Raw genomic sequence first — 26,511 nt, 5'->3', positions numbered from 1 at the left:
GGCATGCAGGGTCCACAAGGTGTGCAAGGTGTCCAGGGCATTCAGGGACCGCAGGGTATGCAAGGCATGCAGGGTCCACAAGGTATGCAAAGTGCTCAGGGCATCCAGGGACCGCAAGGTATGCAAGGTGTCCAGGGCATGCAGGGACCGCAGGGCATGCATGGTGCTCAGGGCGTGCAGGGTCCGCAAGGTATGCAAGGTGTCCAGGGAATGCAGGGACCGCAGGGTATGCAAGGTGTCCAGGGCGTGCAGGGCCCACAAGGTATGCAAGGTGTCCAGGGCATGCAGGGCCCGCAAGGTATGCAAGGCGCTCAGGGTATGCAGGGCCCGCAAGGTATGCAAGGTGCTCAGGGCGTGCAGGGTCCGCAAGGTATGCAAGGTGTCCAGGGAATGCAGGGACCGCAGGGTATGCAAGGTGTCCAGGGCGTGCAGGGCCCACAAGGTATGCAAGGTGTCCAGGGCATGCAGGGCCCGCAAGGTATGCAAGGCGCTCAGGGTATGCAGGGCCCGCAAGGTATGCAAGGTGCTCAGGGCGTGCAGGGTCCGCAAGGTATGCAAGGCGTCCAGGGCATGCAGGGTCCGCAAGGGTATCAGCACGGCCAAGGCGTGCAAGGCGCTCAGGGTATGCAGGGCCCGCAAGGCGTGCAAGGCGCTCAGGGCATACAAGGTCCGCAAGGCATGCAAGGCTCGCAAGGACTCCACTGATTCGACGTGACACCTTGGTCGGACACGGGCGCGAAACCGCAGAGGTTCTCGGCGGCTTGTGTCTTTTGCGTGTGATGCGGCTCGAACCGGTTGTGCGTCGAGTCGCGAATTCCGGGTGCCCCGGCGGGCACCCGGCATGGGAGCCGCTGTCATGTCGTCAACGCTCTTACCTTTATCAGCAGAACAGCGCTCGCGATTGTTCAACGCGACCGGCGCGCCGTTACGCAGACTCCGTGTGGAACCTTCCACTGGCATCGGCGTTGCCGTCGATCGCTACTGTGCCCGGTGCCTGCTCACCGAAGACTTGCCTGGCGTGCATATCGAAGCCGACGGCATTTGTCAGGCCTGTCACGCGTTCGCGGCAGAAGCTGCTCGTGGCGACTACACGCAGCGCCGTCTACTGGACGTTGTGCAATCCTGTCGCGGCGAAGGCACGCCCGACGCCGTAGTGGCCTATTCCGGGGGCAAGGACAGTGCGCTCACGCTGCTCCTTGCTGTAAAGGAGTTGCATTTGCGCCCCATCGCCGTGCTCGTCGACAACGGCTTCATTCCCGATGAGGTCAAGGACAACGCGAGGACATTCTGCGCGCGCTTTGGCGTTGAGCTGGTGATCGAGACGATCGACATTCGCCAGGTGGCCCGCGAATCGCTGGCGTCCAGTTCCGGCAAGATTCCGTGTACCTCGTGCATCGGCGGCGTGTTCGCGGCGATGGCAAAGACGTGCAGAACGTACGGTGTCCGACTCATTCTCAGTGGACACCGATTTCCGCCGCTGGCGTATCCGGTGAGCGGATTCACGAAGCGTGACGCCGACAACGGCTTCTTCTGTGCCTCGCCTTTGCTCGCGCGAGGGCTGAGCGAGGCCGAGCAGATGCAGTGGATCCGGGACGCCGGTTGGCAACCCACGGCCATGGCGGGCAACACATCGAACTGCAAGCTGATCGGGGTGGTGGAGCAGCATCTCTATGACGTGCAAGGATTCAATCCCCACATCTACGAGGTGTCGAAGGAGATTCGCGCCGGCTTCTACGATCGACGCACGGGGTTTGGCAAAGTCGATCGTCCGGAGATATCCGCCGAGCAACTGCAATGGGTGCGCGAGCGAATGCTGCCGGATGCGCCCGAGACGGCGACCTCACGCGACGCTGACAATGTCCCGGGGGAGGCCGCTGTACGAGGGCGCCAGCGCGACGAACCGGCTACGCCAAAGTGAGCGCCATGCACGACTCCATCATCGTGACCGACAATTTCTATCGCGATCCCGCCGACGTGCGCGATTTCGCGTTGAAGCAGACCTTCGCGGTCAAGGGAAACTATCCCGGTGCGCGTACCGAGGCGTTTCTTCACGACGGCGTCACGTCGGCAATCCAGGACATCGTGAAGTCTCCCATCACCTATTGGCCGGTCGACACCTACAACGGTGCGTTTCAATACAGCGTGCAGCGCGATATCACGTGGGTGCATGCCGACCACACCACAGTGTGGTCCGGCGTGGTCTATCTCACGCCCGACGCACCACCGACGGCAGGAACGGCCTTCTTCCAGCATATCGACACCGGCTTCGACCTCTACCCCGAAGACGACGACCAGCGGCAACGTTGCGACGCCGATGCCGCCGCATGGGAGCGCTGGGAGATGACCGACCGCATCGCGAATCGCTTCAATCGCCTCATCCTGTTTCGCGGTAGACGGTTTCACGCGAGCCAGGGGCATTTCGGCGACTGCAAGGAGAACGGGCGCCTGTTTCAAACGTTCTTTTTCAACACGCAGTATTGACGTTCCCCTTCCTTTCGATCGGAGGTACTTTCATGACGGCTTCGGAACTCTTCTTCCCAGTGGGTTCGCTCGACCTGAGCGAGGCGCAATCAGCAGAGATCAAATCGGCGTTCGGACATGAGATGGCGGCCGTGCCGCTCTATCGTGTAGTGCCCGTGTCGTCCAGTGACCGGTACGTTGCGTTGGAGGGCGTGCCGGGTTTGCCGGGAATTCTGGTGCACTACCGCGACGAAGATCCTGCCCAAGGCGGAAAGATCATCGCGTCGGTCAGGGCGGAAATGGCGCGCGCACCGGACGACTCCGCCGTCTTCGCGGCACACACGAAGCTGATGGCGCCGCGAGCCGAGAGCGAGTCCGCCAAAAACGGGCCGCCGGCGGCCGGCAAGCGCAAGTGAGCGGCGCCGCGCGTCGTCCCGCACCATGCTGACCTCACCCGGCGCGACGGCGCACGGCAACGCTAACGCTAACGGCGATCTGTTGGTGATGGTCAAGGTCGCCGAGCGTTGCAATATCGACTGTCGCTATTGCTACATGTATCACGGTGTCGATCAGGGCTGGCGCGAGCGGCCGAAGCGGTTGCACGCGTCCCACCTCGATGTGCTGGTAACGCGTCTGGCGGAACATCGCAGTGCGTTTCCGACGGGGCGCATGACGCTGGAGGTTCACGGGGGTGAGCCGCTGCTGCTCGGCAAATCCCATACCGAGCGCTTCTTCTCGAACTTGCGACGGCGCCTGCCGGCGTCGGACCTCGCCATCATTACACAGAGCAACGGCGTGTTGATCGACGATGACTGGCTGGATCTTTACGCGCGGTACGACGCGAGCCTGGGCATCAGCTGCGATGGGCCGCCCGACATGCATGACCGGCATCGGTACGACTTCGCGCGACAAGGTACGGGCGAGCGCGTCGAGCAGGCGATTCTGCGATGCCTTGCGCATCGCGCATCGCAGCGGGTCTTCAATGGGGTGCTGGCGGTGATCGATCCGAATCATGACCCGGTGCGCATGCTCGATTACTTTCGGTCGCTCGGACTGACGGCCATCGACTTCCTGCTCCCCGATGCCAATTTCGCAGCACCGCCCCGTCACATTCAGGCGTACACGCACGCTCGGCTGCTCAGCTTCCTGTGTCGAGGGTTCGATGCCTGGCTTGCCATCGACGATCCGGGCTTCAGCGTACGCATCTTCGAAACGTTCATTCGCGGCGTGCTCGGTCGTCGCTCGGAACTCGATGCCTTTGGCGGGGCGCTTGCGCCGATCGTCGTCGTGGAGAGCGATGGCAGTTATCGCTTGCTCGACGTGCTCGCCATCTGCGAGGAGGGGGCCACCCACACGGGGTTCAACCTCACGTCTCACCCGTTGCAGGCCTGCAGCGATTACGCGCGCACTCGCTACCCCGAGCCCCATGCGGCTTGCCAACAATGCGAGGCATTTGCGGCGTGCGGCGGGGGATACGTTGCCCATCGATTCGACGGGCGCAGTTACGACAATCCCAGTTTTTATTGTCACGCGCTGCTGGGCTTTTATCGCCACGTCAGGGCGCGGGTGCAGGGGGTGACGTCTCCGATCTCGCTCACTGCAAACCCAAAGGGCTGAGTCTGTGAAACATCGAACTCAGCCCTGCCTGGCTCAACGGTGCGAAAGCGTGTTCAGGAACTCGCCTGCGCCACACGTTCCGAGAGGTGCGCGAGGGCGTCGTCGACCTGATCGATGAGAATCAGGCAGAGATCGCCGGGTTGCAGGCGCGCGAGCGCCGTGTCGATGGCCACGAACTCGCCGTGAATCTCGTCGATGTGGCTGGCCCGTCGCGCGCCGACCAGACCTTCGCGCAACAGACCCAGCACTTCGCCGTCTTCGCGGCCGCGCTGACACTGATCCTGGTAGAGCAGCACGTCGTCGAACGCATCGCCAAGGATCTGTGTCTGACGGCGGATATCCTCGTCACGACGGTCCCCCGCGCCGGAAATCACGACTGAACGGCGTCGCGCCGGCATCGTCTCGACCGCCTGCGCAAGCGCGGCAATGGCGTCCGGATTGTGGCCGTAGTCGGCAATCACGGTCGCGCCGCGGTAGTCGAACACGTTGAAGCGCCCCGGCGCGGTGCCAGCGTCGTTCACGAAGGTGGCCAGCCCGGCCCGGATCGTCGCCGGATCGAGATTCAGCGCCCAGGCCGCACCAATGGCCGCCATCGCGTTCTCGACCTGGAAGCCGATGCTGCCGCCGCGCGTGAGCGGAATCGCGGCGAGCGCGTAGCGGGTCTGGTTGCCGCCGTGACACGTCACGATATTGCCGCCGTCGACATAGACCACGCGTTTGCCCTTCGCGCGATGCGTGGCCAGAACCGGATGTGCAATGTCCATGGCGAAGAAGGTCACGTCTCCCGGGCAGGCGTCGGCCATGCGCGCCACCATCGGATCGGCGGCATTGAGTACGGCCATGCCGCGCGGTGCCACGTTGCGCACGATCACACTCTTGAGCACGGCGAGGTCTTCCACCGTGTTGATGTAAGACAGGCCCAAGTGGTCGCCCATGCCGATATTGGTCACCACGGCCACATCGCAGCGGTCGTAGGCCAGGCCTTCGCGCAGCAAGCCGCCACGCGCGGTTTCGAATACGGCGGCATCCACGTCCGGATGCATCAGTACGTTGCGCGCGCTGCGCGGGCCGCTGCAATCGCCCGTGTCGATGCGCTGGCCGCTGATATAGATGCCGTCGGTGCCGGTCATGCCCACGCGCAGGCCTTGCTGGCCGATGAGGTGGGCAATCAGGCGCACCGTGGTGGTCTTGCCGTTCGTGCCGGAGACGGCCACGAGCGGAATGCGGCCATCGTCACCGTCGTCGAACATCGTCGAGACGATGGCTTCGCCAACTGCGCGGCCCTTGCCGTAAGACGGCTGCAAGTGCATGCGCAGGCCCGGCGCGGCGTTGACTTCCACGATGCCGCCCGCCTGATCTTCGAACGGCTTGATGACGGTCTCGCACACGGCATCGACACCGGCGATGTCCAGCCCCACCTGCTGCGCAGCGGCGATGGCGCGCGCGGCGATTTCCGGATGGACGTCGTCGGTCACGTCGGTGGCCGTGCCGCCGGTCGACAGGTTGGCGTTGTTGCGCAGCACGATTCGCGCACCGGCCGCTGGCACGGAGTCGGCGTTCAACCCCTGCTTGGCAAGCGTGGCGAGTGCGATGTCGTCGAAACGAATCTTGGTGAGCGAGGTCGCATGGCCTTCGCCACGGCGTGGATCGGCATTGACCGTCTCGACCAACTGGCGCACGGTGTGCACGCCGTCGCCGGTCACTTGCGGCGGATCGCGGCGGGCAGCCGCGACCAGCTTGTTGCCGATCACGAGCAAACGGAAATCGTGCCCGGGAATGTAGCGCTCGATGATGACGTCGCGGCTGATGTCCTGCGCGGCTTCGAACGCTTTCTCGATCTCTTCACGCGTGCGCAGACGCACGGCCACGCCCTTGCCCTGGTTGCCGTCACGCGGTTTGACGACGACCGGCGCGTCGATATCCTGCACCAGCTTCCACGCGGCTTCGATATCGCGCACGGTGCCGCCCAGCGGGACCGGCACGCCGGCGGCGTGCAGCAACGTCTTGGTTAGATCCTTGTCTTGCGCAATCGACTCGGCCACGGCCGACGTGCGGTCGGTCTCCGCCGCCTGAATGCGGCGTTGCTTGCTGCCCCAGCCGAACTGCACCATCGAGCCTTCGGTCAGGCGGCGATACGGAATGCCGCGTGCGACGGCGGCATCCACGATCGAGCCGGTCGACGGGCCGAGGCGCACGTCTTCATCGAGATCGCGCAGACGATAGAGGGCATCGGCCAGGTCGAACGGGCCGTCGTCGAGGGCGGCGTGGATCAGTTGCTGCGCCAGTTCGAAGGCGAGGCGTCCGACAGGTTCTTCGCTGTACTGCACCACCACCTGGAACGTACCGGGTTCGATGGTCTGCGTCGTTTGGCTGAATGTCACCGGGCACCCTGCAGCGGCCTGCAGATGCAGGGCCGTCGTGGCGAGGGCGTCTGCCAGCGACACCGGACGCTCTTTGGCGTCAGGCGTCAGCGCGGGCAGTTCGGGAAAGCGTGCACGCAGGCGAGCCTCGAAACCGGCCAGATTGCCGATCGAGTATTCCAGATCGGTGCACGTCACGATCGCCTCGATGGCGGTGTGACGGCTCCAGAGGTTGGGCCCGCGCAATGCGCGGATACGGGAGACTTCCATAAATTGCAATCCCTGTCTGTCCACTTCGCGTCCCTGTATGGCGGTGGGTTGGCGAGAAAAACGACTGTGGCTTGGGTATTCGGTAACGGGCTAAATACGCGAGGGGACGGCGGCAGATAACCCTGCACGCCGCCACTCGCGGCTCACGTCGGTCAGGCCGCCAGCGCACGCATCGGCTGGCCCATCCACTGATGCACCAGATCGAGCATCGCGGCCGGTCCGCCTTCGTCGGCTTGCAACACGAGCAGGTCACCGCTCACGAGCTGGGCGAGCGCCGCTTCGGCAGCGGCACGTCGCTCGCCGGCGTCGATCACCTGCACCTTGCGCTCGGCGTCGATGCCCGCGCGCAGTTGCGCACGCGACTCGGCCAGCGGGCGCTTGCGCTCGACGCTGAGGTCATCGCACAGCATGACTTGATCGAACGTCTGGGCCAGCAGTTTGCCCTCGGCTTGCAGGTCGTCGTCCATCCGGTCGACGCCGGGGCCGTACACCACCATGCGCCGCTCGGCGGGCAGGGTCGCCAGTGCCGCGGCCAGCGCCGTGAGCGCCGGGGCGTTATGGGCGTCGTCGACAATGACCGTCGCGCCTTGCTTTTCAAACAGCGTGAAGCGGCCCGGGGCGTCGACCTGCCCCACGTCGAACGTGGTCACGCCGGTGCGCAGGACGTCGAGCGTCACGCCCATCGACCAGGCGGCTGCGACAGCCGCGAGTACGTTTTCGATCTGGAAGCCGACACGGCCGGCATAGGTCAGCGGCATCGTGGCCGTCGCGCCGAGCGTGGTTTCCTCGGTACCGTTGGCCAGCATGACATCGCCATTGCGCACAAACACCGCGCGCTTGCCCGCCGCGCGATGCGCCACGATGGCCGGCAGGTGTTCATCCAGCCCGAAGAAGATCACGTCGCCATCGCACAGCTCAGCCATTTCCACGACGAGCGGATCGCGCGCGTTGAGCACGGCCACGCCGTCGGGCAGTACCACGTCGATCTGGGTGCGCAATACGCTGAACATCCGGTCGACGTCTTCGACGAAATACTGGCCCAGATGATCCGGCCGGTCGATGTTCGTCACGATACCGACCTGGCAGCGGTCGTACGCGAGGCCTTCCGAGAGGATGGCGGTGTTGTCGTTCTCAAAGACGGCTGCCGTCACGCTGGCATTCATCAGGACACGGTGCGCGGCGTCCCAGTTGGCACGGTCGCCGGCTTGCACCAGGCGCTTGTCGAGGAACAGGCCGTCGCTGCATGCGAGGCCGGTACGCTCGCCCGCGAGTTGCAGCAGGTGCGTGAGCAGGCGCGCGGTCACGGTCTTGCCGTTCGTGCCGGTAATGCCGACGACCGGAATGCGCCCGGCGTCGCCATCGGGGAACAGATGGTCGACGATGGCGCGGCCGACTGGACGCGGCGCGCCATCGGCCGGCTTCAGATGCATGAGCAGGCCCGGGCCGGCGTTGACTTCGACGATGGCGCCGCGCTGTTCGACCAGCGGGCGCGAAATGTCTTCCGCCACAAGATCGACGCCGGCGATGTCCAGACCGACGATGCGGGCGGCCAGCGACGCATGCGCCGCCACGCTCGGATGCACGCGGTCGGTGACATCGAACGCGACGTTGCCGTTGCGCTGGATCAGCACGTTCTTGCCCTCGGGCGGCACGGCATCGGCGTCGAAGCCCTGGCGCTTGAGTTCTAGGCGAGCCGACGAGTCGATGCGCACGCGATTGAGCGGCTGATCTTCGGCGCTGCCGCGGCGCGGGTCGCTGTTGATCTGTAATTCGATGAGTTCCGAGACGGTGTGCTGGCCGTCGCCGACCACCGTGGCCAGTTCCCCCATGGCCGCAGCCACGACGCGCCCGCCCACGACCAGCAGACGGTGTTCCAGACCCGGCACGAATCGCTCGACGATCACGCCGCTGCCCTCTTCCAGCGCGACTTCGAATGCCGTGACGACTTCGTCGCGCGTGGTGAGATTGATGAACACGCCGCGGCCGTGGTTGCCGTCGTATGGCTTCACGACGACCGGCAGGCCGATGTCTTCGGCGGCTTCCCACGCATCGTCGGCGTTCTCGACCAGACGGCCTTCCGGCACGGGCACGCCGCACGATTCAAGCAGTTGCTTCGTGAGATCCTTGTCGCGCGAGATGCTCTCGGCGATCGCGGGGGTACGGTCCGTTTCGGCGGTCCAGATGCGACGGGCGGCGGCACCGTAGCCCAGTTGCACCAGATTGCCGTCGGACAGACGAATGTGGGGGATGTCGCGGTCGTCGGCGGCGTCGACAATGCACGCCGTGCTTGGGCCGAGGCAGTGTTTGTCGACCAGGCCGCGCAACGTTTCCACTGCGGCATCGACATCGTAGGGGCGGTCTTCGATGGCCGCCATGACCAGATCGCGGGCCGCGAACAGCGCGGCGCGGGTCACCTCTTCGTGCCAGGCCCGCACGATCACTTTATAGACGCCTGAGATCGGGGTTTCACGCGCCTTGCCGAAGCCCCCGGGCATGCCGGCGAGGTTTTGCAGCTCGAGCGTGACGTGCTCGAGAATATGGCCGGGCCAGGTACCTTCACGCAGGCGCTGAAGGAAGCCGCCGCGCTCGCCGATGCTGCAACGGTGCTCGACGAGGGACGGCAGCCATGCCGACAGTCGCTCGGGGAATCCAGGGATCTTATTGGACGGGAACGCTTCGAGTTCGCCGATATCGACCCATGCCTCAAGCACCGGCCGATATGTCCACATATTCGGGCCGCGCAGCGACAGGACATCGAAAATCTCAATGTCTTTCTTTTTCATACTCAAGGCAAATTCACGCATCAAGGCGGGGTTCGGAGAAGCTGGTCAGGCCGCTTTCAGGCGGCACGGCCGCTTGCGCTCGTGCAGTTAACTGGTTACTTAACGTAAGAATCCGTAAACGGTTGACCGTCGCAACAATATTTCCATGCTGCACCGTGTCATCGCGGAACTCCACGCCGCAAAAGGCGTCGCTGTGGTTATACTTGCGGCAATTTCGCGGACTGACAGGGAAAGTCCGCCTCGCTATTTCCTCGTTTGCCTCGATGTCCGCCCCTTGAGGACACGTCTGCCGCAGCAATGACCGACATCCCCACTTCGACAGCGCCCCCCGCGGCGGCCCCGACTGCCCCTTTCGAGGGTGGCCCTTCCGGCGCGGCTGCCGAGTCCTGGTATTCCGACGTCGCTTCGCAACTGGCCGACGACGAAACCGTACTGACCTGGTTGACGGTCGATCTCGACGCACAACTGCATTTCGCGCATGGCGTGGTGGTTGCGACCGAGCGCCGGATCCTGGCGCTCGACGCGCGTCGAGACGCGCATGCGCAAACGGGCAGCCAGCCGGGTTGGCAGTCGTGGCCCTATCGCGCCGACCTGTCGCTGACACATACCGATCATGCGGGCGTTGGGACGCTGGAATTGTGCGACGCGCGCGAAAAGCTGGCGAGCTGGCGCTATACGCTGGGCCATAATCCGGCCGCGCTGACGCTGTTGGACACGGTGTTACGGCAGCGCGACGCGCGGGTGGCGGGCCATACCGCCAGCGAGGTACCGAACGAAGTGGGCACCTGCCCGATCTGTCAGGCGGAACTGCCGCCGGGTGCCGACGAGTGTCCGCAATGCAACCCGGAAGTCGAGCCCCCACCGTCGACATGGGCATTGCTGCGCCTGTGGCGGTTCGCGCGGCCATACCGCTTCCAGTTGCTGGCCGGCTTCCTGCTCACGCTCTGCGCCACCGGGGCCACGTTGATCCCGCCGTATCTGACGATGCCGCTCATGGACAACGTGCTGATCCCGTTCCAGAACGGCAAGCCGATCGATTACCACCTGGTGGGAATTTATTTGTCGGGCCTGATGGGGGCGGGCGTGGTCGCCTGGATATTGGGCTGGGCGCGTACGTATCTGCTGGCCAAGGTGTCGGAGCGCATCGGTGCCGATCTGCGCACCGCGACATACTCGCATCTGTTGCGCCTCTCGCTGGAGTATTTCGGCGGCAAGCGCACGGGCGACCTGATGGCGCGTATCGGCTCGGAAAGCGACCGCATCTGCGTGTTCCTCTCGCTGCACCTGCTCGACTTCGCCACCGACGTGCTGATGATCGTCATGACGTCGGTGATTCTGGTGTCGATCAATCCCTGGCTGGCTGCCGTCACGCTGTTGCCACTGCCGTTCATCGCCTGGCTGATCCATCTGGTTCGTGACCGTTTGCGCCACGGCTTCGAGAAGGTCGACCGGATCTGGTCGGAAATCACCAACGTGCTGGCCGATACCATTCCGGGCATTCGCGTGGTGAAGGCATTCGCTCAGGAAAACCGCGAGGTCGCGCGCTTCAAGGAAGCCAATCGTCACAACCTGGTGGTCAACGACCGTGTGAACAAGGTGTGGTCGCTGTTCTCGCCGACGGTCACGTTCCTCACCGAGGTGGGGCTGCTCGTCGTGTGGATCTTCGGCATCTGGCAGGTCTCGAAGCACGAGATCACCGTCGGGGTGCTCACCGCGTTCCTCACCTATATCAGCCGCTTCTACACGCGTCTCGATTCGATGAGCCGTATCGTGTCGGTCACGCAGAAGGCCGCGGCCGGTGCGAAGCGCATCTTCGATATTCTCGATCACGTCTCGAACGTTCCCGAGCCGGTCAACCCGGTGCACCTGAAGGAAGTAAAGGGCGCCATCGATCTGCGCGACATCGGTTTCCGCTACGGCAACCGAGCGGTGATCCGGGGCATGGACCTGCGCATCGCGCCGGGAGAGATGATCGGTCTGGTGGGGCACAGCGGTTCGGGCAAGAGCACGCTGGTCAACCTGATCTGCCGTTTCTACGACGTGTCCGAAGGTTCGATCCAGATCGACGGCGTGGACATTCGCGCGTTGCCGGTATCGGACTTCCGCCGCAACGTCGGTCTGGTGTTGCAGGAACCGTTTCTGTTCTTCGGCACCATTGCCGAGAATATCGCCTACGGCAAGCCGGAGGCGACGCGCGCCGAGATCGTGGCGGCCGCGCGCGCCGCACACGCGCATGAGTTCATCCTGCGTCTGCCGCACGGTTACGATTCGCTTGTCGGGGAGCGCGGACAGGCGCTGTCGGGCGGCGAGCGTCAACGCATCTCGATCGCTCGCGCCCTGCTGATCGACCCGCGCATCCTGATTCTCGACGAGGCGACGTCGTCGGTCGATACGGCCACCGAGAAGGAAATTCAGAAAGCGCTGGACAACCTCGTCAAGGGCCGCACGACGATCGCCATTGCACACCGGTTGTCGACGCTGCGCAAGGCCGACCGGCTGGTGGTGCTCGATCGCGGCAAGATCGTCGAAGTGGGCAACCACGATGCGCTGATGGCCCGCGAAGGCGCTTACTACACGCTGTACCAGGCCCAGCAACGCAACGTCGACACGGATATCGACGCGGCACTCGAGACGGTCGAAGCCGCCGCCGTGCTGGCGGCCGTGACCGCGGCACCGGCCCAGCCGCTTTCCGCCAACTGAACGTTCGCGAAGACACTCATGCAGATTGATTTCACCTTGTCTCGTAACGCCTTCGGCCGCCTGGTGCTGACCGACGCGGCTGGCGTCTCTCATGAAGGCGTGGTGCCCGTGCGCGCGTTTCCGATTGCGGCGCCGCAGGACGGCCTCGCGCTTGTGAGTCAGGAGGGGCGCGAACTGGTCTGGCTCGACTCGCTCGACGGACTGCCCGCCGCGATGCGCGCGCTGTTGCAGGACGAACTCGCCGCACGCGAATTCATGCCGGAGGTGTTGCGCATCAAGAGCGTTTCGACCTACGCGACGCCCAGCACATGGACCGTCGAGACGAATCGCGGCGAGGCGGCGTTCGTGTTGCGCGGCGAAGAGGACATTCGGCGCCTGGGCGGGCAGACGTTGCTCATTACCGATAACCACGGTATTCACTTCCTGATTCGGGACACCGGCACGCTCGACAAGCCGAGCCGGAAGATCCTCGATCGCTTTCTCTGACACGATGCGCGTTGCCGAATTTCGCCGTGCCGCCCGGCACTGGTAAAATCTCGGCTTTTGCTTTTTGCGGTGATGCCGATGTGGTTCAAGAATCTTCAGTTGCACCGAATTCCTGCCGGTTGGTCCATGAGCGTCGCGCAAATGGAAACGGCATTGGAGAAGCACGCCTTCTGCGAAGGCGGTAGCCTCGAAATGCAAGTGCAGGGCTGGGCGCCGCCGCGTGAGGGGGGCGAACTGGTGCACAGCATCAACCGTCAGTTTCTGCTCGCCTATCGTGCCGAGAAGAAGCTGCTGCCGTCCACCGTCGTGAATCAGGTCACGCGCGCCAAGGCGGTCGAGTTGGAAGAGCAGCAAGGCTTCAAGCCGGGCCGCAAGCAGATGCGTGAGCTCAAGGAGCAGGTCACCGACGAACTGCTGCCGCGTGCATTCGGCATTCGCCGCGACACGCGCGTGTGGATCGACCCGGCCAATCGCTGGCTCGTGATCGACGCCGCGTCGCCCGCCAAGGCCGACGAAGTGCGCAGCCTGCTCCTCAAGACGCTCGACATCACGCTCGAGAACGTGGAACTCAACGAGGCGCCCGTGGCAATGATGACCTCGTGGCTCGCGGGCAATGACGCGCCGGGCGGCTTCACCGTCGACCAGGACGTGGAGTTGCGCTCGAATACCGACGAGAAGGCGGCAGTGCGCTATGTGCGCCACCCACTCGACGGGGCGGACGTGCGTCAGCATATCGAGGCTGGCAAGCGCTGCACCAGGCTGGCGATGACGTGGAACGACCGGATCTCCTTCGTGCTGACCGACGCTTTCGTCATCAAACGTGTGACGCCGCTCGACGTCATCAAGGATGCCGCCGATCCGACGGCCGAAGGCGAAGCCGAGAAGTTCGACGCCGACATCGCGCTCATGACCGGTGAGCTCGCCCGCATGCTCGACGATCTGGTCGAGGCGCTGGGCGGCGAGCGTCAAATGGGTCAGATGGACAAGGCCGCCTGACGCGCAGGCGTCGCTCGCCGCAGAACGACGAACGCCGCGAGGCCCCTGAGGGTGTCGCGGCGTTTTTTCGTGGCGTGCCGGGTTGAGCGTTGGTGGCTACGCCGCCGGTTCCTGCAGGTACACGCCCAGCGACAGCGCTTGCTTGACTTGTCGCGTGCCTTCGTCGACGCAGACCTCCTCTTCGCCTGCCTCGATGGCGTCGTAAGCCTGACGCACCACGTCGGCCGGGTCGAGCTTGTCGGCGTCGAACCCCCGAGTCAGGTCGGTATCGATGTAACCTGCGTGCAAACCGACCACCTGCGTATTTTGGGCACGCAACGCGTTGCGCAAGCCATTGGTCAGCGACCACGCGGCCGACTTCGTGATGGAGTATTCAGGCAGCGCGTCTGCGCTGATCCAACTCACGATCGACAGGACATTGAGCAGTGCGCCACCGCCGTTGCGTCCCAGGGCCGGGGCGAACGCCTGCGTCATGCCGAGTACGCCGAACAGGTTCGTCTCCAGCGTCTCGCGCAGCAGCTCGGTGGCGCCCGGGCCGGTCAGCCCTTCGGTGAGGCGTGCAATCCCCGCGTTGTTGATGAGCAGCGTGACGTCGCCCGCCAGACTTGCCGCAGCCGCCACCGCCTCCGGGTCGTTGACGTCGAGCTTGACCGGGATGACCCCCGGCAGCGTGACCTTCGACGGATCGCGCGACCCGGCGTACACCTTCTTCGCGCCACGTTCGAGCGCCTGTTTCGCAAACGCCAATCCCAGGCCACGGTTGGCGCCGGTCACGAATACCACGGCATCTTTGATCTTCATTTCAGAACTCCAGCAGGGTCATCGAGTCACGTCGACCCTGTGGAAGACGTGAGCGTTGGGTTATACTTCATGACGATGGTGATCGTAATCGTCATCGTTGACGCATTGTGCCGAGTCTGGCATCGATATGTCAATGGTGATCGTCATTGTCTTTGTCGATGACGACGATAGTTCGATGGTGAGAGCGCGTCTGGACGAGCGTTGCGAGTCCTGAGGAGCGGGGGATGGGAATTTCAAGAGAGCAGGCTGCGGAAAACCGCGAGGCGATCGTCGCGGCGGCGGAACGGCTGTTTCGTGAGCACGGCGTTGACGCCGTGGGGCTGACGGCGCTGATGAAGGCCGCGGGGTTCACGCAGGGGGGCTTCTACAACCACTTCAAGTCGAAGGACGCACTGGTTGCGGCCGTGATGTCGCGCGCGGTGGCGGCGAGCAACGGGTTGCTGGCAGGCGGCGACGCGGCGGCGGAGGCGGTGTTGTCGCCCACGGCGCGCGTCGAGCGGTATCTGTCGATGGCGCACCGCGATGACGTGGCGTGTGGCTGCCCGATGGCTGGATTTGCGGGGGATGCCCCGCGCATCGGCGACGAAGCGCAAGCATGGTACGCGAAGGGGCTGGCCGACATGATCGAGCGAATGACGCAGGCCGGTATCGAGCAAGGCCTGAGTCGGGCGCACGCGAATCGGGCGGCGATGGCGCGCTTCGCGCAAATGGTGGGCACGCTCGTGCTGTCGCGCGCGGTCGTCAGCGCAGATCCGGCGCTCTCGGAGGCATTGCTGGCCGCCGGACGTGACGCGCTCAACGGACGCGACACCGACGGCGTCAAGTGAAAGCCGCGAGGCAGCGCGCCGTGGGGGAGGCACGCCAGACGCTGCGCAATGCGTGAATCCCTAGTGCTGGGGCCAGCGCCATGCGGCGCGCAACCCGTCCCGTAGAAAGTCAACGAAGGCGCGTGTGCGCGGTGCGAGATGCCGGCTGTGCGGATACACGGCATGCAGCGGCGACGCCGGCATTTGCAGCGAGGGCAATACGCGCGCAAGACGTCCCGCCTGGATATCGTCCCCCACGTCCCAGATGGATTTCTGTGTGATGCCCGCACCGTGCAGCGCCAATTCGTGCGCGGTATCCCCATCGTCGACAACGTAGGTATCGCGGACCTGGATGCGCAACGTTTCGGATTGCCACACGAATCGCCAGTCGCCGTGCGGCGCGTGGCCGAACAGAATGCAGTCATGCTGTTGCAGATCGCCAGCGTCATGCGGCGTGCCACGCCGAGCCAGATAGGTCGGAGACGCGACCAGCACGCGGTAGTTCGGGGCGAGTTCCTGCGCGACGAGGCTGGAATCGGGCAGGGTGCCGACGCGGATGGCCACGTCGATGCCGTGCGCGACCAGATCGACCCATAGGTCGCTGAGTTCGAGATGCACTTTCAGGGCGGGATGCCGTTCGCGAAACGCGACCAGCAGCGGCGCCAGATGACGACGGCCGAAGGCGCGCGGCGCGCTGATGCGAAGCACGCCACCGACGGTGCCCGCCTGTCGCGTCATCAGCCGCTCGGTCTCGGCAATTTCCGCGAGGATTCGCTGGCAGCACGTATGAAACACCTGCCCTTCGTCGGTGAGCGCCTGTTTGCGGGTGGTGCGATTGAGCAGGCGAACGCCAAGGCGCTGCTCGAGCAGCCCGAGCCGCTTGCTCACGACGGCAAGCGACAGCCCCATCTCCCGCGCGGCGGCCGACATGCTGCCCGTGGTAACGACACGGTCGAATACGGTGAGATCCAGCGTCTGGTCGATCATCTTGTGCAGATTCTCAATGAATTGTAGATAGTCATTCAGTTTTCAACGGGATTATCGTTCCATGAGATGAGTATCACAATAGCGCCGTGACATCGCGTGCCGGGGCTGGACGGTCAATCCACCGGCGGCCACCGGCAGGTGGCGCGATTCCGCCCTCGTTCCGATCGTTTTCAGGAGTTTCATCATGTTCAATTTCGAAGGTCAGCGTGTGTTGGTCATCGGCGGCAGCTCCGGCATTGGTCGTGCCGCCGCCCAGGCGTTCGCCAAGGCAGGCGCGGCCGTGACCATTGCCTCGCGTAGTCAGGCGAAGCTCGCCGACGCGCTTGCCACGCTAGGCCCGACCGCCCGCGCTCTGGTACTGGACACGGAAGACGCGGCTGCCGTCGAACGGTGCTTCGCCGACCACGCCCCCTGGCAACACGTGGTCGTCTCGGCCGCGCAAACCCCGACCGGGCAGGTGCGCAAGCTCTCGCTGGACGACGCGCATGCCGCCTTTGACAGCAAGTTTTGGGGCAGTTACCACGTCGCGCGCTATGCGCGCATTGAAGACGGCGGTTCGCTCACGCTGACGTCGGGCTTTCTGAGCGTGCGCCCGAGCACGTCGTCGGTCGTTCAAGGCGCAATCAACGCCGCCATCGAGGCGCTGGCGCGAGGGCTGGCACTGGAACTGTCACCCGTGCGTGTGAACACCGTCTCGCCGGGGCTCACCGTCACGCCGCTATGGGACAAGCTGTCAGAGGCCGATCGCGAGGCGATGTATCGCAACGCGGCGGAGCGCTTGCCCGCGCGCCGTGTGGTCGCTGCGGAGGACGTGGCCAACACGATTCTTTATCTGGCGGGCACGCCGAGTGCCACGGGTTCGACCGTGCTGATCGACGCGGGCGGTGCGATCGCCTGACGGCGAGCCTCTCGACGATGCGAATCCTGCGTCTCGACGGCAAAAATGCCATTGAAAAGCGAACGATATGTTGCGTCGCAGCAGGTGAGCAACGCGATGATGTCGAGGCGCTTGATGTCGCGCAAACACGGTATACCCGGATCACTTTCGGGTACCTATTTCGATAGGGATTGCCTAGAATGAAAGCGTGCCATCCCGCCATGTCGAAGTTAGGAGGCCGCTATGCTGACAGGGAGCTTGATTGCCATGTTGATCATCGTGCTGGTCGTCGGCGCGGCGGTTGCGTGGCTCGTTGATCGCAATTGGTGCCGGGAGCATCCGGCGGCGCGACACACGTGGCGGCGTCACTCTCGGGACGTCCGGCACGGTTGAGCGCGCAGGTATCGAGGGGGCGATCCCCTCACCCAATGAAAAGCCCGCCTTCCGGCGGGCTTTTACATCTTACGGACACCTCAACAGCAGGCTGGGCGCTCAGGCAACGGCCTGAAGGACATACTTGCCCTGGACGGTCAGTCGCGGGGACTTCTCACCCGACGCCAACTCTTCCCATTCGATCAATTTGCTTTCGAGCAATGACTCGAGGTCCAGGCGATCATGCTCCACTTGCTCAGGAGCGTCCTTGACCAGCATCAGGGTGGCAAATTCATGATGACTCAGCATCGTCGTCTCCCGGTTTGCGGTTCCACAGGGGGTCCCTCGTCAGGGAATTTAAGGATAGGTCACGAATATGGCACTTGCGCGACAAAATTCGCACTTTCGATGCTGCTTCGCAGCACGTCTCTTACGACACTTTCCCACTGCCAGCATAGCCCTTCCTCATGTCACTGGCATGTCAGCAGCCCCCGTTCCTTACTGTCGGAACCGTTGGTTCATGATACAAAATGCTGCAATGCGATAACGGTGATTTTCCCGTCAATGACGGAGGCGACCCGTTGATTTGCGGTTGGCGTCTCGTCAAGGGACGGTAGAATGGCCCAATTTGCCAGCAATTCGCGCACAACAACCTGACATGCCGCAAAAGAAAACCCCGTACTTCGAGTTACGCAGCGGTGCCATCGATACCCTGCATTTCGTGGTCAAGACGCCGCAACTGGAGACGCTGCGCACCGAACTGTCGCAACGTTTCGAAGCGACCCCGGAGTTTTTTGCCGGCGACACGGTCGCCATCGACGTTCGACGCCTGACCGGCGACGAGCGCGTTGCCGTGCCCGCGTTGGCCGACATGCTGGCCGAATTCCGCATGAAGCCGATCGGGGTGGTCGCCAACGCCGAGCAAGCCGAGTGGGCGGTGGTGGAAGGACTGCCACGGCTCGACAGCCACGAGCGGCGCCTGTCGCGTCCGGCCCGGGAGAGCGAGGCGCCAGCCGAGACGGCGGTCGAGCCAGCCCAGGCGGTATCGGAACCGGTGGTGCCTGACGCCGTTGCCGTCCCTTCGACCATCATCGACAAGCCGTTGCGTTCGGGCCAGCAGGTCTACGCGAAGGGCGATCTGATCATCCTCGATTTGGTCAGTTATGGGGCCGAGGTGATCGCGGAAGGTAATATCCACATTTACGCACCGCTGCGGGGGCGGGCGCTGGCAGGCGTGAAGGGCAAGCTCGATGCTCGCATCTTCTGTACCTGCCTCGAGCCCGAGCTGATTTCCATCGCCGGTATCTACCGGACCGGTGAGCATGCACTGCCGCCTGATGTGCAGGGGCGTTCGGTGCAGGTGCGGCTGGTAGACGACAAACTGATTTTCGAGCCCCTCGGGCTCAAATGATTCGTAGCTAAATTCATCCTCAAGTTTGGGAAGGCATCGACAGATGGCAAAAGTGATTGTGGTGACCTCTGGCAAGGGTGGCGTCGGCAAGACGACGACCAGCGCCAGCTTTTCCGCCGGCCTCGCCTTGCAGGGGCACAAGACGGCAGTCATCGATTTCGACGTCGGCCTGCGCAATCTCGACCTCATCATGGGTTGCGAGCGCCGCGTCGTGTACGACCTGATCAATGTGATTCAAGGCGAAGCGAACCTCAATCAGGCGCTCATCAAGGACAAGGCCTGCGAGAACCTGTTCATCCTGCCCGCGTCGCAGACGCGCGACAAGGACGCCCTCACGCAAGCCGGCGTCGAGAAGGTCATCAAGGATCTGGCCGACATGGGATTCGAATACATCGTGTGCGATTCGCCGGCCGGTATCGAATCGGGCGCGCTGCTCGCCATGCATTTCGCCGACGAGGCGCTCGTGGTGACGAACCCCGAAGTGTCGTCGGTGCGCGATTCGGACCGCATTCTGGGCATTCTCTCGTCGAAGACGAAGCGCGCCATCGAAGGCGGCGAGCCGATCAAGGAGCACCTGCTCATCACGCGTTACAACCCGAAGCGGGTCAACGACGGTCAGATGCTGTCGCTCGACGACATTCAGGAAATCCTGCGAATCAAGCTCATCGGCGTGATTCCGGAGTCGGAGTCTGTGCTGCATGCCTCGAACCAGGGCACGCCGGCCATTCATCTCGACGGCACCGACGTGGCTGACGCGTATCGCGACGTGGTGAGCCGTTTCAAGGGCGAAGACAAGCCAATGCGCTTTACCGACTATCAAAAGCCGGGACTGTTGCAGCGTATTTTCGGCTCGAAGTAAGGAGTGCCCATGTCATTCCTGTCTTTCCTCCTGGGGGAGAAGAAAAAGACCGCTTCCGTCGCCAAAGAGCGCCTGCAGATCATTCTGGCGCACGAACGCGCGGGCTCGTCGCCGCCGGCGGACTACCTGCCGGCGTTGCAACGTGAGCTGGTCGCCGTCATCTCCAAGTACGTCAAGATCGCACAAGACGACATCAAGGTCAGCGTTGAGCACCAGGACAACCTGGAAGTGCTCGAAGTGAAGATCGAACTGCCGCAGACCTGATCGGCCCCGGCAGGCCGGCGTTGCTGCGAGCTCGCGACCTCGCGGATGCCGGCATCCGATGTGCGCATGGGCGAAAGCCCGCCACCTCCGTTCAGAGGCAGCGGGCTTTCGTCGTTCATTTGTCGCGCACCGTCACACCGATGCGATCCACCGGTGCCAGTCGTCGCCGACATCAAGTGGGCAATCAGAACTTATAGTCGGGATTTTTCGGATCGAACGTTGCGTCGGTCCACGAGGCCTTGCGCACCTTCTCGAAGCGCATTTCCTCGACCTTCTGTCCCGACGCATTCCACGCTTCGATACCGCGCGGACGACCGGTCGTCAGGTCGAGCAGCACGCGCGACTTGTACGCGTAATGTTGCGGTGGACCGGCGGGGGCGTCCCATTCCAGAGCTAGCACGCGCATGCCATTCGATTCGGATACCGAAATTCTTGCGGGCGTCGCGGGGAGTCCTTCGGCGTGGAAGCTGCGGCCGTCATGCGCAATTCGCTCGGCAATGAACGCGAAGCCCAGATCGCGCACGGTGTGGTTGGACTGCGAGCGCGCAAGCGGGCCGTCGATACTGCTCCAGATCGATGCGAAGCCGAAAATGCCACCGAGATGGCCGTACATCTCCTTGAGATTCTTCGTCTCGTCATAAATGATTTCCTGACCCGCGTGGGCGCCGCCCGGCAGCCATTTCGCATAGATCTGCAACGGCGTCTCGCGAATCTTCACGAGCATGCGGTCGGGCGTGGTTTGCCACTGGTCATTGATACGTTCATGACGTGTTAGCTCGTACTGGTATTCGGGCAGCGCGGCCGACTCCGTCTTCAGAAACCGCACGAGCGCGTCGGCGTGGATCGCCTGCATGCGAGCGACGATCCGGTCGTCGCTCAGCTTCGCCAACTCGCCGGACTTGATCGTGTGGGACAGCCATTGGGCTTGCGCGGCGACAGGCATGGCGGCCAGCTTGGCGACCTCGGCATCCGCGACAGCGGTGTTTGCCGTCGCGTGGGGCGTGGGCGGTGCCGCAGGGGCGGAGGACGTGACGGCCGATAGGCCTGCATCCGACGAGACGTTGCTCTGGGCGAGGGCATTCGACGCACTCAGCGCGCCGGCAACGAGCACCGTGGGTGTCAAGGCGATGGCTAGTGCGACGCGGCCGAGGCGGCCGGCGTGAAACGCGTGGTGCTTGGGCATGTTGTTCGTCTCCCTTACGCGTGACCGAGCGGCGCGCGCAGTTCGCGCCGCAGAATCTTGCCGACGGTCGACTTGGGCAGTTCGCCGTCACGGAATTCGACGATGCGCGGCACCTTGTACGCCGTCAGGTGTTCGCGGCAGTGGGCGAGCAAAATCTCGGTGGTTACCCCGGGGTCTTTTGCGACGACCACGAGCTTTACGCGCTCGCCGGCAACCGGATCGGGCACGCCGACCACCGCGGCTTCCCGAACCCCTGGGTGAAGCATCACGACGTCCTCGATTTCGTTCGGGTAGACGTTGAAACCCGACACGAGAATCATGTCCTTCTTGCGGTCGATGAGCCGTACGTAACCGCGCGCGTCCATCACGCCGACGTCACCTGTCATCAGCCAGCCGTCGGCGTCGAACGTGTTGGCAGTGTCTTCCGGGCGCTGCCAATAGCCGCGCATGACTTGCGGCCCCCGCACGCATAACTCCCCCGGCTCGCCGAGATCGGCCCACGTGCCGTCATCGCGCTTGAAGCGCACGTCGGTCGACGGGGCGGGCAGACCGATGGATCCGGTGAAATCGACCTCGTCCATATGCGAGAGGTCGACCGGGTTCATCGTGACGATGGGCGAGCATTCGGTGAGGCCGTAGCCCTCGATGATCGGCTTGCCGGTGACCTGTTTCCATCGCTCGGCAATGGCACGTTGCGTTGCCATGCCACCGGCAAGCGAGAGCTTCAGCCGGGAGAAGTCGCGCGCACAGAAGTCCTGGTTCTCGAGCAGACCGTTGAACAGAGTGTTCACGCCCGTGACGCCGGTGAATGTCTCGTTGCGGATGATGTAGACGACTTTCTTCACATCGCGCGGATTTGCAATCAGGATGTTGCGCCCCCCCAGGCTCATGAACACCAGGCAGTTCACCGTGAGCGACAGGATGTGATACATGGGCAGCAGCGACAGATTCACCTCGATGTCCCCGTCGAGCTGGCCGGCGGCCCATGCCTCGGTTTGCAACAGGTTGGCCAGCACGTTCCCGTGCGTCAGCATCGCCCCCTTGGCCACGCCGGTCGTGCCCCCCGTGTATTGTAGGAAGGCGAGGTCGTCGCGCGCGAGGGGCACCGGCGCAGGCGTGTGCTTTGCGCCCTCGGCGAGCGCTCGGCGCAGCGGGATCGCCTGCGGAAGATCGTAGGGCGGCACTTGCTTCGTGATTCGCCGCATGAGGAAGTTGACGAGGCGTCCCTTGACGTTCAGGCCGGTGCCGAGCAAGTCGCCGATCTGCGTGACGAGCACGTGGCGCACCTCGGTGCCAGGGATCGCGTCCTGCACGGTTTTCGCGAAGTTCTCAAACGCGACGATCGTACGTGCGCCGCTGTCCTGCAATTGATGTTTGAGTTCGCGAACGGTGTACAGGGGATTGACGTTGACGACCACGGCCCCGGCGATCAGCGTGCCGAACAGGCCGATCGGGTACTGGAAGCAATTGGGCATCATGAGCGCCACGCGCTCTCCCTTCTGCACGCCGTGGGCTTGCAGCCACGCGGCAAAGGCATACGCCTGGCGGGCGACCTCGCCATAGGTGATTTCGCTCCCCAGACTCACGAACGCAATGCGTTCGCGGTACTTGTCGATCCATTCGTCGAACGCCTGCACCAGCGACGTGTAGCGTGTCGTATCGATGTCGGCGGGAACGCCAGGCGGGTAAGCATCTAGCCACACGCGTTCGTGCTGAACAGCTGAGTCCATCGTTGTCTCCCTTGAGGTCTTTTGGCACGGGCACCCGAGATCAGGCGGTGGCTCTGTTGGCGACTCGCCTGCTGCGGCGGGGCCGTGCTTGTGACTGCCCCTGTAACGTCGTCTGCGTTATCGTTCCAGCATGGCGACCACGCCTTGTCCGCCGGCCGCGCAAATCGAGATGAGGCCACGCCCGCCGCCACGCTCGGCGAGCTGTTTGGCGAGGGTGGCAAGCAGGCGTGCACCGGTGGCCGCGAACGGATGCCCGCAGGCAAGCGAACTGCCATTCACGTTCAGCCGCTGCCGCTCGATGGTGCCCAGCGGCGCGGCGAGGCCCAGCCGATCGCGGCAGTATTGCGGGTCTTCCCACGCTTTCAATGTGCAAAGCACCTGCGCCGCGAACGCCTCGTGAATTTCGTAGAAGTCGAAGTCCTGCAGCGTGAGGCCGGCCTGGGCGAGCATGCGTGGCACGGCGTACGCCGGCGCCATGAGCAGTCCTTCGCGCCGGGTTTCATCGGGATGAAAGAAGTCGACGGCCGCGGTTTGCGAGTACGTCAGATAAGCGAGCACGGGAATGTCGTGCGCGTGTGCCCAGTCTTCGCTCGCGAGCAGCACGCACGAGGCGCCGTCCGTCAGCGGGGTCGAGTTGCCCGCCGTGAGCGTGCCCGCGGCACTGCGATCGAACACCGGCTTGAGGGCGTTCAAGGTCTCCAGCGTGACGTCGGGGCGCAGGTTGTTGTCGCGTTGCAGGCCGCGAAACGGCGTCATCAGATCGAGGAAGAACCCGCGTTCATACGCGGCGGTCAGATGTTGATGGCTCGCGAGCGTGAGTTCGTCCTGTGCGGCGCGCTCGATTTGCCAGCGCTTGGCCATCTGCTCGCAATGCTCACCCATCGACAACCCGGTGCGTGGTTCGCCGTTACGAGGTAGCGCCGGCTTGAACAACATGCCGGGACGCGCCTTCGCTAGCGCACCGAGCTTGCCCCCAGCGCTGCGCTGTCGGTTGGCCTCCAGCAGAATCCTGCGCAGTGTCTCGTTCACGGCGATCGGGGCGTCCGAGGCGGTGTCGACCCCGCCGGCGATCGCCACGTCGATCTGGCCGAGCGCAATTTTGTTGCCGGTCAGGATGGCGGCCTCGAGGCCCGTGCCGCACGCTTGCTGAACATCGTAGGCGGGCGTTTGCGGGGCGAGCGTCGTCGACAGGACGGATTCGCGCGTCAGGTTGAAATCGCGCGCGTGTTTGAGCACGGCCCCCGCGGCGACTTCCCCCAGGCGCTGATCATGCAGCGCAAACCGGTCGACGAGTCCCTGAATCGCGGCGGTGAGCATGTCCTGATTTGACGCCGTGGCATATGCCGTGTTGGCGCGCGCAAACGGGATGCGGTTGCCGCCGAGAATGGCAACGCGGCGCAAGGCGGGGGGCGGCGCGGTAGGCGTGAAGGCGCTCATGAAGGGTCCGGGTCGAGGGGGGAAGACGACACGGTCGGCGCGTGTTGCCACCGTCCGCGCAGATGGGGCACCGTGCCTGCCGCGTCGCGCAATTCGAAGGCGCCGCCGCAAGCATCGCGCCAGAGCGTGACATCGCCCGGCAGCGGCAGCGGCCTTTTGAACTCCACGAGCAGATCGAGGCAGGGCGCGTCGGCCGGTAACACGGCCGCTAGGCTTCGGGCGAAGCTCCACATGCCGTGAATGATGGGGTGCGCAAAGCCGAACAGCCGGGCCGTGACCGGCCAGAGATGGATCGGGTTGTAATCGCCGGACACCCGCGCGTACTGGCGGCCAAGGTCGCCCGGCACATGCCATGCGGCGGTCTTCGCGAGCGATGGGTCGGCGCCCAACGCGGCGCGATACGGTGCGCCGAGCGGGTCGGGCACACCGGTGCGCAGGTATCCGCTCTCTCCCGACCACACGACAACCCCATCGCGTCGCGCCGTGGTGAGGACCGTAAAGACCTGTCCCTTGTCATGGGCGAACAGCGGGCCGCACCGGACATCCAGATCGAGCCGCTCTCCCGGCGTGAGCGAAGCGTGCTGACGAATGCGATTATCCAGATGCACCATGCCGAGCATGGCGAACGGAAATGCGCGGTCGGTCATCAGCAACATATGCAGCGGGAAGGCGAGCAGATGCGGCCACGTGGGTGGCACCCCGTGCGCCGCGGTGAAGCCGCACAAGCGCGCGTAACGGGCGATGGCGTCGGCGTCGAGCGTGACATTGCGTCGCGCGAATGCCAAGGGTGGGAGCCGTTGCGCGTTCGCTGGCTTGCGGGACGAGAGCAGTGCCCGCAGAAACAGCGTGTGCGGGGAGGGCAGGCGTGTGACGTCGATCGGGGCGAGCCCGGCGTCCGACGGCAACGCCTTGCCAAGCGGTTCGCGAGGGCGGTCGTTGGGCATGGTCATGCACCTAGCAGGCTCTGGCCGCACACGCGCACCACCTGTCCGGTCAATGCGCCCGATGCGGGGTGCGCCAGCCAGGCAATGGCCTGCGCCACGTCGACCGGCTGGCCGCCCTGGCCGAGGGAGTTCATCCGGCGCCCGGCTTCGCGAATGGCGAACGGCACAGCGGCGGTCATCTGCGTCTCGATGAAGCCGGGAGCGACGGCATTGATGCTGATGTGGCGCTCGGCGAGCACCGGCGACCAGGCTTCGATCATGCCAATCACCGCCGCCTTCGACGCCGCGTAGTTGGTCTGCCCCCGATTTCCCGCAATGCCACTGATCGACGCCACACCGACGATCCGGCTGTTGGCGCGCAGCACCCCAGCATCGAGCAGCGCCTGATTGATGCGTTGCGGCGCACCGACATTGATGTCGAGCACGCTCTGCCATTGCGCTTCGCTCATGCGCACGAGCGTCTTGTCGCGCGTGATGCCGGCGTTGTGCACGAGGATGTCAAGGCCGCGTGGCGCATGCGTGGCCAGATGCGCGAGCAATGTCGCCCCCGCTTCGGGCGCGGCAATGTCGCACGTGAGCGCGCTGCCGTCGAGACGCATCGCCACAGCCTCGAGCGCGCTCTGTGCTTGCGCGATGTCGACGCACACGACATGCGCGCCGTCGTGTGCCAGCACGGTGGCGATCGCTTCGCCGATGCCGCGCGCCGCGCCTGTCACAACGGCGACCTGTCCGGCGAGTGGACGATCGTCGTGAGTCGGCGGCGTTGTGAATACCGGCGCTTGCAGGGTGATGGCCTGACCGCTTACGTAGGCGGCGCGCGGCGAGAGAAAGAAGCGCAGCGTGGAGTGCAGGGCGTCCCGAGCGTGCGGCGCGACGTAGAGCAACTGCGCCGTGGCCCCGCGCTTGAGTTCCTTGGCGAGCGATCGCACGAAGCCTTCGAGCGCGCGCTGCGCCACGCTGGCCTGGGGTGTCGGTGCCAGCGCGGGCGGCACGCCCAGCACGAGCACGCGGGCGCATCGGTCGAGGCAGGCGAGGGTGTCATGGAAGAACGTATAGAGCGCGCTGAGCCCGTCGGTGCTGGCGATGGCGCTCGCATCGAACAGCAACGCCTTGGCACGTACGCCTTCGCTGGGATTGAAGCGTCCGCTCATCGTACCCGCCTGGTTGG

General features: G+C 64.4%; 23 protein-coding genes. 12 read left to right on the top strand and 11 right to left on the bottom strand.

Translation table 11 applies throughout. The features are described 5' to 3' along the window. A partial coding sequence (locus tag A985_RS29300) for a glutamate-rich protein 5 (protein ID WP_232424627.1) occupies positions 1-693 on the bottom strand: 693 nt, incomplete at its 3' end. 247 nt (positions 694-940) lie between these two features. On the opposite strand from A985_RS29300, the gene A985_RS0114775 reads away from it, so the two are divergent. Genes A985_RS0114775 through A985_RS0114760 form a run of 4 tightly spaced genes read left to right on the top strand, consistent with a single transcriptional unit; the run spans position 941 to position 4,077 of the window. Next, entirely contained in the window at positions 941-1,918 is a 978-nt protein-coding gene (locus tag A985_RS0114775; RefSeq protein WP_017234176.1) for a hypothetical protein, read from the top strand. A 5-nt stretch (positions 1,919-1,923) separates the two neighbouring features. Continuing rightward, positions 1,924-2,481, top strand: coding sequence for a DUF6445 family protein (locus A985_RS0114770; protein ID WP_017234175.1), 558 nt, complete (start codon positions 1,924-1,926; stop codon positions 2,479-2,481). Positions 2,482-2,513: 32 nt separating this feature from the next. Continuing rightward, entirely contained in the window at positions 2,514-2,876 is a 363-nt protein-coding gene (locus tag A985_RS0114765; RefSeq protein WP_017234174.1) for a hypothetical protein, read from the top strand. A gap of 25 nt (positions 2,877-2,901) precedes the next feature. Beyond that, positions 2,902-4,077: a radical SAM protein gene (locus A985_RS0114760; RefSeq protein ID WP_017234173.1), complete on the top strand. Its 1,176-nt coding sequence runs from the start codon at positions 2,902-2,904 to the stop codon at positions 4,075-4,077. A 53-nt stretch (positions 4,078-4,130) separates the two neighbouring features. Here the strand turns inward: A985_RS0114760 and cphA (A985_RS0114755) are convergent, their stop codons facing one another. Both cphA (A985_RS0114755) and cphA (A985_RS0114750) read right to left on the bottom strand, forming a co-directional pair. Continuing rightward, on the bottom strand, positions 4,131-6,707 hold the full coding sequence (gene cphA / locus A985_RS0114755; RefSeq protein WP_017234172.1) for a cyanophycin synthetase: 2,577 nt from the start codon (positions 6,705-6,707) through the stop codon (positions 4,131-4,133). Between the two features lie 152 nt (positions 6,708-6,859). Continuing rightward, positions 6,860-9,490 (bottom strand): cyanophycin synthetase, encoded by a 2,631-nt coding sequence (cphA, locus tag A985_RS0114750; RefSeq protein WP_026131993.1) that lies wholly within the window; start codon positions 9,488-9,490, stop codon positions 6,860-6,862. A 297-nt stretch (positions 9,491-9,787) separates the two neighbouring features. Between cphA (A985_RS0114750) and A985_RS0114745 the strand changes: the two genes are divergently transcribed. The 3 genes from A985_RS0114745 to A985_RS0114735 all read left to right on the top strand — a co-directional run bounded on the left by A985_RS0114745 (position 9,788) and on the right by A985_RS0114735 (position 13,672). After that, complete coding sequence (locus A985_RS0114745; RefSeq protein ID WP_017234170.1) at positions 9,788-12,190, top strand: ABC transporter ATP-binding protein; 2,403 nt, start codon at positions 9,788-9,790, stop codon at positions 12,188-12,190. 18 nt (positions 12,191-12,208) lie between these two features. Next, a complete protein-coding gene (locus tag A985_RS0114740; RefSeq protein WP_017234169.1) occupies positions 12,209-12,676 on the top strand; it encodes a DUF1854 domain-containing protein in 468 nt (155 codons plus the stop codon). A gap of 78 nt (positions 12,677-12,754) precedes the next feature. Beyond that, positions 12,755-13,672 carry a recombination-associated protein RdgC gene (locus A985_RS0114735; protein WP_026131992.1) on the top strand — a complete coding sequence of 306 codons (918 nt, stop codon included), beginning with the start codon at positions 12,755-12,757 and terminating at the stop codon, positions 13,670-13,672. Positions 13,673-13,768: 96 nt separating this feature from the next. On the opposite strand, the gene A985_RS0114730 is transcribed toward A985_RS0114735, so the two are convergent. Continuing rightward, positions 13,769-14,473 carry an SDR family oxidoreductase gene (locus A985_RS0114730; RefSeq protein ID WP_017234167.1) on the bottom strand — a complete coding sequence of 235 codons (705 nt, stop codon included), beginning with the start codon at positions 14,471-14,473 and terminating at the stop codon, positions 13,769-13,771. Between the two features lie 224 nt (positions 14,474-14,697). On the opposite strand from A985_RS0114730, the gene A985_RS0114720 reads away from it, so the two are divergent. Then, positions 14,698-15,300 (top strand): TetR/AcrR family transcriptional regulator, encoded by a 603-nt coding sequence (locus A985_RS0114720; RefSeq protein ID WP_017234166.1) that lies wholly within the window; start codon positions 14,698-14,700, stop codon positions 15,298-15,300. Between the two features lie 60 nt (positions 15,301-15,360). Here A985_RS0114720 and A985_RS0114715 read toward each other — a convergent pair whose 3' ends face one another. Beyond that, positions 15,361-16,266, bottom strand: coding sequence for a LysR family transcriptional regulator (locus tag A985_RS0114715; protein ID WP_017234165.1), 906 nt, complete (start codon positions 16,264-16,266; stop codon positions 15,361-15,363). A gap of 184 nt (positions 16,267-16,450) precedes the next feature. Between A985_RS0114715 and A985_RS0114710 the strand changes: the two genes are divergently transcribed. Further along, positions 16,451-17,164: an SDR family oxidoreductase gene (locus A985_RS0114710; RefSeq protein WP_017234164.1), complete on the top strand. Its 714-nt coding sequence runs from the start codon at positions 16,451-16,453 to the stop codon at positions 17,162-17,164. 471 nt (positions 17,165-17,635) lie between these two features. Here A985_RS0114710 and A985_RS0114705 read toward each other — a convergent pair whose 3' ends face one another. After that, positions 17,636-17,824, bottom strand: a complete 189-nt coding sequence (locus tag A985_RS0114705) for a hypothetical protein (RefSeq protein WP_017234163.1) — start codon at positions 17,822-17,824, stop codon at positions 17,636-17,638. A gap of 349 nt (positions 17,825-18,173) precedes the next feature. Here A985_RS0114705 and minC point away from each other — a divergent pair, with 349 nt between their 5' ends. Genes minC through minE form a run of 3 tightly spaced genes read left to right on the top strand, consistent with a single transcriptional unit; the run spans position 18,174 to position 20,049 of the window. After that, positions 18,174-18,926 carry a septum site-determining protein MinC gene (gene minC / locus A985_RS0114700; RefSeq protein WP_017234162.1) on the top strand — a complete coding sequence of 251 codons (753 nt, stop codon included), beginning with the start codon at positions 18,174-18,176 and terminating at the stop codon, positions 18,924-18,926. Between the two features lie 43 nt (positions 18,927-18,969). Beyond that, positions 18,970-19,785, top strand: coding sequence for a septum site-determining protein MinD (gene minD, locus A985_RS0114695; RefSeq protein WP_017234161.1), 816 nt, complete (start codon positions 18,970-18,972; stop codon positions 19,783-19,785). A 9-nt stretch (positions 19,786-19,794) separates the two neighbouring features. Beyond that, complete coding sequence (minE, locus tag A985_RS0114690; protein WP_017234160.1) at positions 19,795-20,049, top strand: cell division topological specificity factor MinE; 255 nt, start codon at positions 19,795-19,797, stop codon at positions 20,047-20,049. Between the two features lie 184 nt (positions 20,050-20,233). Here minE and A985_RS0114685 read toward each other — a convergent pair whose 3' ends face one another. The 5 genes from A985_RS0114685 to A985_RS25615 all read right to left on the bottom strand — a co-directional run. Next, positions 20,234-21,232, bottom strand: a complete 999-nt coding sequence (locus tag A985_RS0114685) for a DUF1571 domain-containing protein (protein WP_017234159.1) — start codon at positions 21,230-21,232, stop codon at positions 20,234-20,236. Positions 21,233-21,246: 14 nt separating this feature from the next. Beyond that, entirely contained in the window at positions 21,247-22,962 is a 1,716-nt protein-coding gene (locus tag A985_RS0114680) for a long-chain-fatty-acid--CoA ligase (protein ID WP_017234158.1), read from the bottom strand. Positions 22,963-23,079: 117 nt separating this feature from the next. Beyond that, entirely contained in the window at positions 23,080-24,399 is a 1,320-nt protein-coding gene (locus A985_RS0114675; protein ID WP_017234157.1) for an acetyl-CoA C-acetyltransferase, read from the bottom strand. Then, entirely contained in the window at positions 24,396-25,343 is a 948-nt protein-coding gene (locus A985_RS25620; protein WP_083902318.1) for a MaoC/PaaZ C-terminal domain-containing protein, read from the bottom strand. Before A985_RS25620 ends, A985_RS0114675 begins: the two co-directional genes overlap by 4 nt. A 2-nt stretch (positions 25,344-25,345) precedes the next feature. Then, positions 25,346-26,511, bottom strand: a 1,166-nt coding sequence (locus tag A985_RS25615; RefSeq protein ID WP_017234155.1) for a 3-oxoacyl-ACP reductase, incomplete at its 5' end; no start/stop codon positions are given.

This window comes from Pandoraea sp. B-6 (assembly GCF_000282835.1).
Lineage (GTDB): Bacteria > Pseudomonadota > Gammaproteobacteria > Burkholderiales > Burkholderiaceae > Pandoraea > Pandoraea cepalis.
This window is presented reverse-complemented; position numbering and strand designations above follow the sequence as displayed.

Bases quoted from the DNA above. Each gene is read 5' to 3' on its own strand.
- A985_RS0114740 (WP_017234169.1), top strand. From the start codon at position 12,209: ATGCAGATTGATTTCACCTTGTCTCGTAACGCCTTCGGCCGCCTGGTG.
- A985_RS0114735 (WP_026131992.1), top strand. From the start codon at position 12,755: ATGTGGTTCAAGAATCTTCAGTTGCACCGAATTCCTGCCGGTTGGTCC.
- A985_RS0114720 (WP_017234166.1), top strand. From the start codon at position 14,698: ATGGGAATTTCAAGAGAGCAGGCTGCGGAAAACCGCGAGGCGATCGTC.
- cphA (WP_017234172.1), bottom strand. From the start codon at position 6,707: ATGGAAGTCTCCCGTATCCGCGCATTGCGCGGGCCCAACCTCTGGAGC.
- A985_RS0114715 (WP_017234165.1), bottom strand. From the start codon at position 16,266: ATGATCGACCAGACGCTGGATCTCACCGTATTCGACCGTGTCGTTACC.
- A985_RS0114705 (WP_017234163.1), bottom strand. From the start codon at position 17,824: ATGCTGAGTCATCATGAATTTGCCACCCTGATGCTGGTCAAGGACGCT.
- A985_RS0114760 (WP_017234173.1), top strand. From the start codon at position 2,902: ATGCTGACCTCACCCGGCGCGACGGCGCACGGCAACGCTAACGCTAAC.
- A985_RS0114745 (WP_017234170.1), top strand. From the start codon at position 9,788: ATGACCGACATCCCCACTTCGACAGCGCCCCCCGCGGCGGCCCCGACT.
- A985_RS0114710 (WP_017234164.1), top strand. From the start codon at position 16,451: ATGTTCAATTTCGAAGGTCAGCGTGTGTTGGTCATCGGCGGCAGCTCC.
- A985_RS0114770 (WP_017234175.1), top strand. From the start codon at position 1,924: ATGCACGACTCCATCATCGTGACCGACAATTTCTATCGCGATCCCGCC.
- A985_RS25620 (WP_083902318.1), bottom strand. From the start codon at position 25,343: ATGCCCAACGACCGCCCTCGCGAACCGCTTGGCAAGGCGTTGCCGTCG.
- A985_RS0114680 (WP_017234158.1), bottom strand. From the start codon at position 22,962: ATGGACTCAGCTGTTCAGCACGAACGCGTGTGGCTAGATGCTTACCCG.
- minD (WP_017234161.1), top strand. From the start codon at position 18,970: ATGGCAAAAGTGATTGTGGTGACCTCTGGCAAGGGTGGCGTCGGCAAG.
- cphA (WP_026131993.1), bottom strand. From the start codon at position 9,490: ATGAAAAAGAAAGACATTGAGATTTTCGATGTCCTGTCGCTGCGCGGC.
- minC (WP_017234162.1), top strand. From the start codon at position 18,174: ATGCCGCAAAAGAAAACCCCGTACTTCGAGTTACGCAGCGGTGCCATC.
- minE (WP_017234160.1), top strand. From the start codon at position 19,795: ATGTCATTCCTGTCTTTCCTCCTGGGGGAGAAGAAAAAGACCGCTTCC.
- A985_RS0114730 (WP_017234167.1), bottom strand. From the start codon at position 14,473: ATGAAGATCAAAGATGCCGTGGTATTCGTGACCGGCGCCAACCGTGGC.
- A985_RS0114765 (WP_017234174.1), top strand. From the start codon at position 2,514: ATGACGGCTTCGGAACTCTTCTTCCCAGTGGGTTCGCTCGACCTGAGC.
- A985_RS0114685 (WP_017234159.1), bottom strand. From the start codon at position 21,232: ATGCCCAAGCACCACGCGTTTCACGCCGGCCGCCTCGGCCGCGTCGCA.
- A985_RS0114675 (WP_017234157.1), bottom strand. From the start codon at position 24,399: ATGAGCGCCTTCACGCCTACCGCGCCGCCCCCCGCCTTGCGCCGCGTT.